Origin of the sequence: Roseiflexus sp. RS-1 (genome assembly GCF_000016665.1) — a bacterium.
Taxonomy (GTDB): domain Bacteria; phylum Chloroflexota; class Chloroflexia; order Chloroflexales; family Roseiflexaceae; genus Roseiflexus.
On the sequence record NC_009523.1, the window covers coordinates 4,630,435 to 4,643,191 of the forward strand.

Here is a 12,757-nt window from a genome sequence, read left to right on the forward strand (position 1 = left end):
TGAGAACGCTGAGTGAAAAATCTTTTTTCCGCCCTCTGCGCCTTAGCGGTGAAAAAGCAAATGCACCGCAGCGACGCTGAGAACGCAAAGTAAAGAATATTTTTTGCGCCCTCTGCGCCCCGGCGGTGAAAAATAAATGCACCGCAGCGACGCTGAGAAAGCAGAGTGAAAAATCTTTTTCCGCGCCCTCTGCGCCTAGTATAATCTAACGGGACACGGTATACCGTTCTGCGCCAGGTTCACGAGATCGCCGCGGAGTGTTGGGTAGCCGTGTCCTTCAACGCGACCAAGCCGAACAGTTATCTGGGCCCTCAAACCCGCATATGCTAGCAAGGCTGGCGCCGTTTTCCTCAGGAGGTTCTGTGTATGGCTTCCCGTGAGTCGCTCTTTATCGGCATTGATGTCTCCAAACAGACGCTGGATGTGGCGTTTGGCGCCGACCCGCACGCGCCACGCGAGACGATACCGTCTACCGACGAAGGTGTCCAGCTCCTGGTCACGCGACTCCAGCGCCTGCAGCCGACCCTGATTGTGCTGGAGGCGACCGGCGGGCTGGAGCGCATGGTGTTCGCCCAACTGCTCCAGGCTGGCTTGCCGACGGCGCGGGTGCAGCCACGCCGCGTGCGCGCCCTGGCGCACGCGGAAGGACGCCAGGCGAAGACCGACCGCCTGGATGCCCGGTTGCTCGCCCGCTTTGCCGAACGGGTGCGCCCGCCGCACCACCAAGCGACGGACGAGCAGCGCGCATCCTTGCGCGACCTGCTGGTCCGGCGGGAGCAGGTGATTCAGATGCGGACGGCTGAGATCAATCGGTTGACGGCTGCCGCGCCGAACCTCCGCCCGGGCATCCAGCAGCATATTGATTGGCTGGATCAGGAGATCCGTGCGCTTGAGCAGGAACGCGACAACGAGGCGGAGCGCACCGACGAGGTGCGCCGGAAACGGGAGCTGCGCGAAAGCGTGCCCGGCATCGGCGCGATCACCGCACTGAACCTGCTGCTCCGCCTGCCCGAACTGGGGACCATCAATCGCACGGAAGCGGCGGCCTTTGTGGGCGTTGCGCCGTATGCCAATCAGAGCGGCGCACAGCACAAACCCCGGCATAGCTCCGGCGGCAGGAGGGATGTGCGCAGCGTGTTGTACATGGCGACCCTGGCGGCCACGCGGCGCCGTCTGGTCAGGCGCGCCTTCGATCAGCGCCTGTGTCAAGCTGGCAAGCCGCGCAAGGTCGCCATCGTCGCTGCGATGCGCAAGCTGCTGACTATTCTCGGCGCAATATTGCGTCAGCAAAAGCCCTGGGATCCGGCTGTGCATACGAGCGCCCCTTGACAAGCAACACAGTTACTCTGCGGTGAAAAATAAACACACCGCAGCGACGCGGCGGACGCGGAGCGAAACGTCTCCGCGTCCTCTACGTCGCTGCGGTTCATGCGTGCCGTGAAGTCAATGATGCACGGTGTGCTCTTCCATTCGCCGCACCTGCGGATACGCCGGCGTCCACATTGTTGCGTTGATGCGCGCGGTCTGCTCTTCGGCGCTGAGCGGCGCCGCCAGCCCGGAGCGCACGGCCTCGGCAGCGACTGCCTGCGCCACGGCGCGTGAAACGTCGCGCACCTGGGTGAGCGATGGGTAGAGTGACGCCGTCGGGTCCTGGCGCGCCGGTGAGAAGGCGCTGAGTGCGCGCGCGGCGGCGATGAACATTGCGTCGGTGACGCGCTTCGCGCCAACGGCGATGACACCCAGCCCGACGCCGGGGAAGATAAAGACGTTGTTGCATTGCCCGATCGTGAAGGTGCGACCGCCGTAGGTCACTGGCTCGAAGGGGCTGCCGGTCGCAACCAGTGCGCGTCCCTCCGTCCACGCGATCAGGTCAGCCGGAACAGCCTCGCTCTTTGAGGTGGGGTTGGAGAGCGGGAAGATGACCGGACGCTCGACATGCCGCGCCATCTCACGGATGGTGCGCTCGTCGAATGCGCCGGGTTGCGCCGATGTGCCGATCAGACACGTCGGACGTACATTTGAAACAACATCATACAGGGTGAATGCTTCGCTCCCTTCGCGCGTCCACCCCTCCAGCATCTCGTAGGGTTGGGCGTAGAGCATTTTCACCGCTTCGAGACCGGTACGCCGGGTGTGAACCAGATCGCGGCTGTCGATCAGCCAGATCGTCCGCCGCGCCTGTTCGAGCGGGATGCCCGCTTCGACCATGACGGCCACGATCTGTTCAGCAATGCCGGTCGCTGCCGAACCTGCGCCCAGCATGACAATGCGCTGATCCGCCAGCGGCACGCCGGAGATCTCAACTGCAGCAAGCCACCCTGCCAGTGTCACCGCACCGGTGCCCTGAATGTCGTCGTTGAAACTGAGAATCCGGTCGCGGTAGCGGTCGAGCAGGTTGCGCGCGTTATCCTTGGCGAAATCTTCCCATTGCAGCAATGCGTGCGGGAAAACCTTCTCCACTGCTGTGACGAACTGCTCGATAAAGTCGTCGTACTCTCTGCCGCGCACCCGCTCATGACGCCACCCCAGGTAGAGCGGGTCGTTGAGCAGCGCGGGGTTGTTGGTGCCGACATCGAGCACGATCGGGAGTGTGGTTGCCGGATGGATTCCGGCGCAGAGTGAGTAGAGCGTCAACTTGCCGATTGGAATGCCGATGCCGCCCATTCCCTGGTCGCCGAGGCCCAGGATGCGCTCACCGTCGGTGACCACAATCACGCGCACCTGATCGGCGAAGGGCCAGGCGCGCAGCATCGTTTCGATCTGATCGCGGTGCGGATAGCTGATGAACAGACCGCGCGGGCGGTGGAACAGGTGACTGTAGCGCTGGCAGGCGACGCCGACTTCTGGCGTGTAGATGATCGGCATCATTTCGGTGATATGCTCAAGCAGCAGGCGGTAGAAGAGCGTCTCATTCCGGTCTTGCAGATCGGTCAGGTAGAGGTACCGATCCAGGTCGTTGGTGCGCTGCTGGTAGTTGCGGTAGACACGCGCCAGTTGCTCGTCGATAGTCGAGATGTGGTACGGCAGCAGCCCCAGCAGACCAAGCCCGATGCGCTCTTCTTCGCTCCAGGCGCTGCCCTTGTTCAGCACCGGCGTGTTGAGTACATCGTGTCCGGTACGGTCGGTCTCGACGGTTCTTCCTTCATCAGCGAACCGGATGCGGATCATGGCGGCCTCCGAGTTTCAAAAAGAACGACGGCGCGCGTTGCGCCGTCGCTTCGCGATCTGCCTGGCGAAGGTATCATACGCCGCTCATCGGTCTGCGCGAGTGAAGGGATGCAAACGAAGAGAGAATATTTATGATCGCAGCGGTTGCGATTCCTCTTCGAGCGCCAGGGTGCGCCGCAGTTCGACGATCTGATCCCGCAGTGCGGCCGCCTTCTCGAATGCCAGGTCTTTCGCCGCCTGCTTCATCTGCTTCTCCAGTTCCTTGATCAGTTTGACGATCTCATCCTTCGGGATCGGTAGTTCTGCTGGCGCTTCGGCGACCTGATAGACGCCGCGCTCCTCGGCAACCTTGCGCACCCGGTCGGTCAGGTCGCGCACGGCTTTGGAGATGCCGACGGGGGTGATGTTGTGTTCGCGGTTGTACGCTTCCTGAATGGCGCGTCGCCGGTTGGTTTCATCAATCGCGGTGCGCATCGATTGCGTGATCGTGTCGGCGTACATGATCACGGTTCCCTCGATATGCCGCGCTGCGCGCCCGATGATCTGGATCAGCGAAGAGCCGCTGCGCAGATACCCTTCTTTGTCGGCGTCGAGAATGGCGACCAGCGATACTTCCGGGAGATCAAGCCCTTCACGCAGCAGGTTGATGCCGACCACCACATCGTACACGCCGAGTCGGAGATCGCGCAGGATCTCGACCCGCTCCAGCGTCTCGATATCGGAGTGCAGGTAGCTGGTGCGGATGCCCATCTCCTTGAGATAATCCGCCAGGTCTTCCGCCATCCGCTTGGTCAGCGTCGTGACCAGCGCGCGCTGTCCTTTCTGCACCCGTCGCTTGATCTCCCCTACCAGGTCGTCGATCTGCCCTCTGGTCGGACGCACTTCGACAATCGGGTCGAGCAATCCCGTCGGGCGGATGATCTGTTCGACGATCTGCGCCGAGTGTTCGTACTCGTAGGGTCCCGGTGTCGCCGAAACGTAGATCGCCTGGTGAATATGCCGCTCGAACTCATCGAACCGCAGCGGACGGTTGTCGAGCGCCGATGGCAGGCGGAACCCGTATTCGACAAGTGTTTCTTTGCGTGACCGGTCGCCAGCGTACATGCCGCGGATCTGCGGCAACGTGATGTGTGACTCGTCAACGAACAGGATGAAGTCGTCGGGGAAGTAGTCGAGCAACGTCCAGGGTGTTTGCCCGGCTGCGCGGCGGTCGAGGTGGCGCGAGTAGTTCTCGATGCCGGAGCAGTACCCGACCTCGGAGAGCATTTCGAGATCGTAGTTGGTGCGCTGTTTGAGACGCGCCGCTTCAAGAAACTTGCCCTGCTGTTCAAGTTCGGCGACACGCGCTTCCAGTTCCGCCTGAATGTCGGCGATGGCAAGTTTGAGCGTTTCGGCGGTTGTGATGAAGTGTTTCGCCGGGTAGATGTCTACCGCCGTCCGATTGAGCAGCACTTCGCCGGTCAGCGGATCGAACTCGGTAATGCGCTCGACTTCATCGCCCCAGAACTCAACCCGCAGCGCAATCTCCTGGTTGGCGGGAAAGATGTCGAGCGTATCGCCGCGCACACGGAACGTACCCCGGTGAAAATCCACATCGTTGCGCTCGAATTGCAGGTCGAGCAACTGGCGCAGCAGTTTGTCGCGGTTGCGCACCTCGCCGACGCGGATTGGAATGACGACCTGCCCATACTCGTGGGGCGAACCGAGACCGTAGATCGCCGACACCGACGCGACGATCAGAACATCGCGCCGGGTGAAGAGCGCCTGGGTGGCAGCGTGGCGTAGCCGGTCGATCTCTTCGTTGATCTCGGCTTCCTTTTCGATGTACAGGTCTTTGCTGGGCACATACGCTTCAGGCGTGTAGATGTCGTAGTAGGAAATAAACATCTCAACCGCTGCATCGGGCAGCAGTTCGCGAAACTCGGCGTACAACTGGCTGACCAGCGTCTTGTTGTGCGCCATGACCAGCGCCGGTCGTTCAAGCTGGCTGAAGACATGCGCCATAGTCAGCGTTTTACCGGTGCCGGTTGCGCCGAGCAGCGTCTGATGCTTGTATCCGGCGCGGATCCCCGCAACCAGTTGAGCAATCGCTTTGGGTTGATCGCCCGCTGGCTGGAAGGGCGCTTCAATACGAAAAGACATGCCTCTGGGTCTCCTCTGGTTGATCCTGGTGACAATGCGCGTCTGGCGTGACGTCAACGTCGCAGCGTCGGAAGCTATGAGACCGATATGCTTCCCCTCTTCCGCAGCAACAGCGCGCCAGCGCCCGGCAGGATGAACCGTGTGTCTCATCATCAGGGTATCTTTTTCATTATACTCTTTTTGCTGCATTCCCGCGCCTGTTGCCCCTCATCCCCCTGCCCCCTTCTCTCACTAGCAGTTCTCAGATACGTTGACCCCTGTCCTGGTCTGCCATGTTGTGCGAGGCGCCCGTTGCCGGCAGAGCGTAGACCGAAATTCATTTCGGTCGCCGTGTGGGGCGCGCTATTCCCAGGAGTGTTCAACCTGTCTATCAGGTTCAACCTTTGTGAGAACTGCTACACAAGGGGAGAAGGGGGCGTTTGGGCGTCTTGATGCCTGAAACGGAAGATGGCGCGCAGGGGCTTCCCCAAAAAACCTGCCCCTGTAAGGTGGCAATACCTGGGAGCGCGCCTCCGGCGCGCCTGCGGGCGGGGAGGCCCGCACACCCGCGAGGTGGCAGTGCCTTCTCAAGGGTAGAGTTCTCAGGAGCAATGCGCGGTGTGCTGCATTCCCGCGCCTGTTGCCCCTCATCCCCCCTACCCCCTTCTCCCACAAGGGGAGAAGGGGGCGTTTGGGCGTCTTGATGCCTGAAACGGAAGATGGCGCGCAGGGGCTTCCCCAAAAAACCTGCCCCTGTAAGGTGGCAATGCCTGGGAGCGCGCGCCTCCGGCGCGTCTGCGGGCGGGGACGCCCGCGCACCCGCGAGGTGGTCGTGCCTTCTCAAGGGTAGAGTTCTCAGGAGCAATGCGCGGTGTGCTGCATTCCCGCGCCTGTTGCCCCTCATCCCCCCTGCCCCCTTCTCTCACTAGCAGTTCTCAGATACGTTGACCCCTGTCCTGGTCTGCCATGTTGTGCGAGGCGCCCGTTGCCGGCAGAGCGTAGACCGAAATTCATTTCGGTCGCCGTGTGGGGCGCGCTATTCCCAGGAGTGTTCAACCTGTCTATCAGGTTCAACCTTTGTGAGAACTGCTACACGAGGGGAGAAGGGGGCGTTTGGGCGTCTTGATGCCTGAAACGGAAGATGGCGCGCAGGGGCTTCCCCAAAAAACCTGCCCCTGTAAGGTGGCAGTGCCTGGGAGCGCGCGCCTCCGGCGCGCCTGCGGGCGGGGACGCCCGCACACCCGCGAGGTGGTCGTGCCTTCTCAAGGGTAGAGTTCTCAGGAGCAATGCGCGGTGTGCTGCATTCCCGCCCTGTTGCCCCTCATCCCCCCTGCCCCCTTCTCCCACAAGGGGAGAAGGGGCGTTTGGGCGTCTTGATGCCTGAAACGGAAGATGGCGCGCAGGGGCTTCCCCAAAAAACCTGCCCCTGTAAGGTGGCAGTGCCTGGGAGCGCGCGCCTCCGGCGCGCCTGCGGGCGGGGACGCTGGCGCACCCAGGGGATGGCAGTGCCTGGGAGCGCGCGCCTCCGGCGCGCATACAGGCGACTGACTCCCGCGCACCGATCAACCGATCGCCAATCAATGCTATAATAGAACATCGGTACGAGAAACGACGTGCAAACAGAGTGGAGCAACGTATGACCCCTGCCGAGCGCCGCGCCTTCGAGCGCCAGTTGCAGCAAGAGTTCCCCGGTCTCGAGTTGCACGCCTGGTATCGCCAGTATCGCAGCCTCAAAGCTGCGCACCCCGACGCTATTCTGCTCTACCGTCTGGGCGATTTTTACGAGACGTTCGACGATGATGCCAAACTGGTCGCCGATCTGCTCGAAGTGACGCTGACTTACAAAGAATTCGCCAGCCAGAAGGGGCGCGACCAGAAGCAGCGCTGCCCGATGGCAGGCATACCGTACCACGCGGTCGAAGGGTATGTGGCGCGGCTCGTCGGCGCCGGGTATCGCGTCGCTATCGCCGAGCAGATCACTGAGACCCCTTCCAGTCGCACCGATACGCGCCCACGTTCGATCTTCGCCGCTGGCATTGAGCAAACGTCGCTCACCGGCAGCAACCGGATGGTCGAGCGCAAGGTGGTACGGGTGATAACGCCCGGCACGATCATCGAAAGCGGCATGATCCCTGCCGAGCGCAACAACTACCTTGCCGCTCTGATCGCCGATCACGGGCGGATCGGTCTGGCATACGCCGACCTGAGCACCGGTGAGTTCGCTGCCGTCGAGTTCAGCGGCGAACGTGCGGCGCAACAGGCGCAGGGAGAACTGACGCGCCTCAATGCCGCCGAAATCCTGGTTCCCGACCGCGCCGACCTGCGCCTGCCCGGTCTTGAGCCGTCCAGCGCTCGCCTCGAGCAGGACCTGGAGTTCCTCACCCGCGAAGAGCGCGAACTGCTCCTTCCGGGTGAACGGGTGGCGCGGCGTGTTGAGCGTGAAAACAACGCGCGCTGGGCGCACGGGCGCGTGACCGCCTGGCCCGAACGACGCTGGGATCTGCGTAATGCGCACGATACGCTGCTCCACCAGTTCGGCGTCCGTTCGCTCGCCGGTTTCGGGCTGGAAGACCGTCCGCTGGCGATCCGCGCCGCTGGCGCTATCGTGCAGTACGCGCGCGAAACGCAGCAGGGAGTGGTCGCAAATCTGCGCTCGATCCGCGCTTACACCCCCGGCGATGCGATGTTCCTCGATCCGCAGACTCAGCGGAACCTCGAATTGCTGGAAGGCGCCAGCGGCACGACGCGCGGCTCGTTGATCGGTGTGCTCGATCAGACGCGCACACCAATGGGGGCGCGCCTGCTGCGCCGCTGGGTTTCGCAGCCGCTGTGCGATCTGACGCGGCTGCATGCCCGCCACGACGCAGTGGAACGCTTTGTCACCGATGCCATCCTGCGCGCATCGGTGCGCGAAACCCTGCGACGAGTCGGCGACATGGAACGGGTCGTCAACCGGATCATTCAGGGGGTTGGGGTGGCAACGCCGCGCGATATGGCGCGGTTGCGCGATGCGTTGCGTGCGCTCCCTGAACTTGTCGCCGCGCTCGGCGATTGGACGCCGCCGCCGGGCGAGATCGATCTCACTGGTGTGCGCACCCTCCCGCCGTCCGCAGCGACCGATCCCGTGTCGCTGACGGAAAACGGCAATGAGCGCATCGAACCGAACCAGACGTCGGCGGTCAGTCTGCGCGCACAGCGCGAGGCGCGTCGGCGGGTATCGGCGCGCTACGCCGATGAAGACCTGTTTGGGGAGGAAGAGCAAAACGCACCGCCCGTCGGGTCGTCGAACCATGCCGTCGGAACACAACCATCGGCAGATGATGAAGCCTCTCCCGTCACAGCGTTCGTGGACGACCAGGCGACCGAAACGCTGGCGCTTGATCCGTGCGCCGATATGCTGGCATTCCTGGAGACCGCCATCGATGACGAGCCGCCTGCGCTGCTTGGCGCGTCCAACTATCTGCGCGCAGGGGAGAACGGCGAGCCGCCGCGTCGCGTTATCCGCCCCGGTTTTGAACCGGAGATCGATCAGGTGGTGGCGGCAAGCCGTGACGCACAGCGCTGGATCAGCGAACTTGAACCGAAAGAGCGGGAGCGCACCGGCATCAAGTCGCTGCGCGTCGATTATAACCGCGTCTTTGGCTATTACATCGAAGTGCCCAAAACCTACGCCGATCAGGTGCCGAAACACTACATCCGCAAACAGACGCTGACAACCGGCGAACGCTATTTCACCGATGAACTCAAGCGCTATGAGGAGATCGTTGAGCAGGCGCAGCAGCGTTTGATCGATCTCGAACGACGCGCTTTTGCGCGAATCTGCGATGTGGTGACCGGCGCCGGAGCGCGGTTGTTGCGCACGGCGCGCATGATCGCAACCATCGATGTGTTTGCAGCGCTGGCGGAAGCGGCAGTACGCGGGCGTTACGTGCGCCCCGAACTGTACGACGATACCCGCCTGCGGATCGTCGGCGGGCGGCATCCGGTCGTCGAGCAGACCCTCGATGAGACGTTCGTTCCAAACGACATCGAGATGGACACGGAGACGCGCCAGATCTGCCTGATCACCGGTCCCAATATGAGCGGCAAGAGTACGGTGTTGCGCCAGGTGGCGCTCATCGCCCTGATGGCGCAGATTGGGTCATTCGTACCCGCCGATGCCGCCGAGATCGGGCTGGTTGATCGCATTTTCACGCGCATCGGCGCTCAGGACGATATTGCCACCGGTCGTAGCACGTTTATGGTCGAAATGACCGAGACTGCGGCATTACTGGCGCAGAGCACCCGTCGCAGCCTGATCATCCTGGACGAGGTCGGTCGCGGCACCAGCACCTACGACGGGATGGCAATTGCGCAGGCGGTCATCGAGTACATTCACAACGAGCCGCGTCTTGGGTGTCGCACCCTCTTCGCAACCCATTACCACGAACTGACCGACCTGGAACGCACCCTGCCACGTCTCAAGAACTACCACATGGCAGCAACCGAGCAGGATGGGCGGGTAGTGTTTCTCCACGAACTGCGTCCCGGCGGCGCCGACCGCTCGTATGGCATTCACGTTGCGGAACTGGCGGGCATCCCTCAATCGGTCATTCGTCGGGCGAGCGAGTTACTGGCGGAACTGGAACGCCGCGCGCCGCGCAGTGCGCCGCCGACGGTTCCTGCACGCGGTGACGACCGCCGATCTGCGGGACGTGCGTCATCGTCCGGTGCTGGCGCGGCGCGCGGCGAGCAGGGTCGCACGCTTCCCGACGGGCAACTCTCACTCTTCGACCTGGCACCCGGACCGGTGATCGAGATGCTGCGCCGGATCGATATCAATCAGTTGACGCCGCTGGAGGCGCTCAACAAATTGCATGAACTGCAAAAACTGGCGCGCGCTGGCGGCGGGTGATACAGGTTACCAGATGAACGGGATGATCTTCTTCACCCGCTTCTGGTAGTCGGCGTACTCCGGGTAGCGCTCGACCAGCCAGCGTTCCTCACGGCGCGATTTGAGGTGGAAGAAGACCAGCAACGCAACGCTCAATACCAGTGCGATGATGCTGCCGCGCAGCAGCGACCAGCCGAATGCGCCGATAATGATCCCGCTATAGATCGGGTGACGCACGATCGCATATGCGCCATGCTGCACCAGCCTGCCATCGTCGCGCGGGCGCGGAAAGGGGGTCAGATTTGCGCCGAGATGCAACAATCCGGCGCCTGCCAGCATTGCGCCGCATCCACACAGCACTACACCGACAATCAACGCTCCCTGTCCCAGGATCGTCGCAAGCGTCGGAAGTCCCGGAAGTTCCGGCGGCGCCGCCACGAGCGCGAACAGCAGACCAAACTGAGCGGTGACCCACCACCCGCCTCGTTCGATGAATGTTTGCATCATGATCCGCACCTTCTGTATCATGTCAGGCGTTGTCAGAACAAAACACCCGTGATGGTCGCCGGTCTTCGTCCTTGATTGAACACGTTGCTGCACCGGCAGCGCCGGGTGAGTGCCGGTATGGAGCTCTGCATGGATCGAGATATGTATGCCAGCGCATTGGAGCGTGCTGTTATCGCTGATGAGCGCACTGCCGGACGGATCTTTATGCGCGGACGCGACCGCGCGGCGCTGCTCCATCGCCTCTCAACCAACGACATCGAACGACTGAAGCCGGGTGAAGGGACGCTGACCGTCCTCACAACCCCGATTGGGCGGATCATCGATCTGCTGACCGTCCACGCATTGAACGATGCGCTGCTGATCGTGACCAGTCCCGATCAGGGACCGCCGGTGTTCGGGCATTTGCGCCGCAACATCTTTTTCAATGACCAGGTGACCCTGGACGCAGCCGGGCGCACCCACGCGCAACTGGCGTTGTATGGACCGCAGGCGGCTCGCCTGATTGCAGAACTGACCGGTGCTGCCATTGACCTGCCACTCCATGGTATCACGACAACTGCCATTGCGGGGGTCAGTCTGCTGATAGCGCGCCGCAAGCCGATTGGCGGTGACAGTTTTACGCTGTATGTTCCGTCCGACGGGTATGATGCCGTCCAGGCTGCGCTCCTTGCCGCTGGTGCAACGCCGATCGACGGCGACACGCTCGATGTGCTGCGGATCGAACGGGGATACGGCGCATTCGGGCGCGAGTTGAGTCAGGAGTATATTCCGCTGGAAACCGGCTTGCTGGATGCAGTCAGTTTCAGCAAAGGATGTTACGTCGGTCAGGAAATCATCGCGCGGATGGAGAGTCGCGGTCGCCTGGCGAAGCGCCTGTGTGGTCTCCAATTGAGTCAACCGGTTGCCTCGCCCGCGAAACTGGTCTGTGACGGCAGAGATGCCGGTGATCTCACCAGTGCTGCGGTATCGCCACGGTTCGGTCCCATCGCGCTGGCATATGTGCGTACAGTGTATGCTGAACCGGGAACAGTTGTTGGAGTGGAAGGGACCGGAGTAACAGGCAGAGTAGTCGAACTGCCGTTTGCGGCGTAAAGGCAGAGACATCCATCCAGCAGTCTTACGCTTCTTCACCGCGCAGACGACGCAGTTCGGCTTCCAGCGCGCGCAAGCGGGCTTCCACTTCGGCGCGGGCGCGGGCTTCGGCTTCGGCACGGGCTTCGGCTTCGGCGCGCGCTCGTGCCTCAGCTGCGCGAGCTTCGGCTTCGGCGGCGGCGCGGGCTTCGGCTGCAGCAGCGCGCGCTTCGGCATTCATCCACGCCTGCGCTTGCGCTTTGGCTTCCGCCAGCGCTTCGGCGACCCGCTCCTCCGACTCGATCACCTGCGTGACCAGGTCGGCGTAATCTCCCAGTTGTCGTCCCTGTTCGTCGAAGCAGTACACCTCGCCGTCGCGCACCCCGATCCAGACCCGCAGCGGTTCCAGCCACAGCCACCCGCGCGCATCCGGCGTCATCGCGCGGTACGCCGCGCCCGCGCGCTCATACCCCAGCACCCGCACCGTCGACGTCCCGCGTCGCTCCACGGCGTCCACAATCACATAGTACGGCACGCCCGCCAGGTCGTAGTGGTCGACCTTCTCGTAGAGGTCGAAGCGGCGCGTTTCGGGGGAGGTCACTTCGACGATCAGGGTCGGGCGCACCTGTTCCTGCGCCACGTCGAAGGTGCTCCAGTTGCGCACGGCGGCGACGCCGAAGATGACCATCAGGTCGGGACCGTGGGGGCGCAGGTCGGGAATGTCCCAGGCGATGCGCACGTCGCTGAGGACGACGGCGTCGGGACGGTCGGCGACGCGGGCGAGGAAGACGTTGGCGAGGTAGCGGACGCGCCGCTGGTGGTCGTAATTGCAGAGCACCTGGTCGCCCTCCTCGGGGTGCAGCAGGTCGATGAGCCGCAGGGGGACGAGTTCTTCGTCGAAGCAGCCGTCGCCGAGGTCGCGGCGCACGATGCGCCACCCGTAGCGGAACGGGTCATCGGGCGGGGTGTCGGCAGCGGGAGTTGGTCTGGTCGTTGCGGTCGTCATGGTTTCAGTAT

Annotated in this window: 7 protein-coding genes; 3 read left to right on the forward strand and 4 right to left on the reverse strand. The window is 62.9% G+C overall.

All coding sequences use genetic code 11. The features are described from left to right. The first annotated feature begins 366 nt into the window (after positions 1–366). A complete protein-coding gene (locus tag ROSERS_RS19090; RefSeq protein ID WP_011958399.1) occupies positions 367–1,329 on the forward strand; it encodes an IS110-like element ISRfsp2 family transposase in 963 nt (320 codons plus the stop codon). A gap of 114 nt (positions 1,330–1,443) precedes the next feature. On the opposite strand, the gene ROSERS_RS19095 is transcribed toward ROSERS_RS19090, so the two are convergent. After that, a complete protein-coding gene (locus ROSERS_RS19095; RefSeq protein ID WP_011958400.1) occupies positions 1,444–3,168 on the reverse strand; it encodes an NAD-dependent malic enzyme in 1,725 nt (574 codons plus the stop codon). Positions 3,169–3,297: 129 nt separating this feature from the next. Beyond that, on the reverse strand, positions 3,298–5,310 hold the full coding sequence (uvrB, locus tag ROSERS_RS19100) for an excinuclease ABC subunit UvrB (RefSeq protein ID WP_011958401.1): 2,013 nt from the start codon (positions 5,308–5,310) through the stop codon (positions 3,298–3,300). Between the two features lie 1,615 nt (positions 5,311–6,925). On the opposite strand from uvrB, the gene mutS reads away from it, so the two are divergent. Continuing rightward, positions 6,926–10,183 carry a DNA mismatch repair protein MutS gene (mutS, locus tag ROSERS_RS19105; protein WP_011958402.1) on the forward strand — a complete coding sequence of 1,086 codons (3,258 nt, stop codon included), beginning with the start codon at positions 6,926–6,928 and terminating at the stop codon, positions 10,181–10,183. A 6-nt stretch (positions 10,184–10,189) separates the two neighbouring features. On the opposite strand, the gene ROSERS_RS19110 is transcribed toward mutS, so the two are convergent. Beyond that, positions 10,190–10,669 (reverse strand): methyltransferase family protein, encoded by a 480-nt coding sequence (locus ROSERS_RS19110; protein ID WP_011958403.1) that lies wholly within the window; start codon positions 10,667–10,669, stop codon positions 10,190–10,192. Positions 10,670–10,798: 129 nt separating this feature from the next. Here ROSERS_RS19110 and ygfZ point away from each other — a divergent pair, with 129 nt between their 5' ends. After that, a complete protein-coding gene (gene ygfZ, locus ROSERS_RS19115) occupies positions 10,799–11,761 on the forward strand; it encodes a CAF17-like 4Fe-4S cluster assembly/insertion protein YgfZ (RefSeq protein ID WP_157041161.1) in 963 nt (320 codons plus the stop codon). Between the two features lie 25 nt (positions 11,762–11,786). On the opposite strand, the gene ROSERS_RS19120 is transcribed toward ygfZ, so the two are convergent. Next, a complete protein-coding gene (locus tag ROSERS_RS19120; RefSeq protein WP_011958405.1) occupies positions 11,787–12,746 on the reverse strand; it encodes a Uma2 family endonuclease in 960 nt (319 codons plus the stop codon). Between the last annotated feature and the right edge of the window lie 11 nt (positions 12,747–12,757).

Bases quoted from the DNA above. Each gene is read 5' to 3' on its own strand.
- ROSERS_RS19090 (WP_011958399.1), top strand. From the start codon at position 367: ATGGCTTCCCGTGAGTCGCTCTTTATCGGCATTGATGTCTCCAAACAG.
- ROSERS_RS19095 (WP_011958400.1), bottom strand. From the start codon at position 3,168: ATGATCCGCATCCGGTTCGCTGATGAAGGAAGAACCGTCGAGACCGAC.
- uvrB (WP_011958401.1), bottom strand. From the start codon at position 5,310: ATGTCTTTTCGTATTGAAGCGCCCTTCCAGCCAGCGGGCGATCAACCC.
- mutS (WP_011958402.1), top strand. From the start codon at position 6,926: ATGACCCCTGCCGAGCGCCGCGCCTTCGAGCGCCAGTTGCAGCAAGAG.
- ROSERS_RS19110 (WP_011958403.1), bottom strand. From the start codon at position 10,669: ATGATGCAAACATTCATCGAACGAGGCGGGTGGTGGGTCACCGCTCAG.
- ygfZ (WP_157041161.1), top strand. From the start codon at position 10,799: ATGGATCGAGATATGTATGCCAGCGCATTGGAGCGTGCTGTTATCGCT.
- ROSERS_RS19120 (WP_011958405.1), bottom strand. From the start codon at position 12,746: ATGACGACCGCAACGACCAGACCAACTCCCGCTGCCGACACCCCGCCC.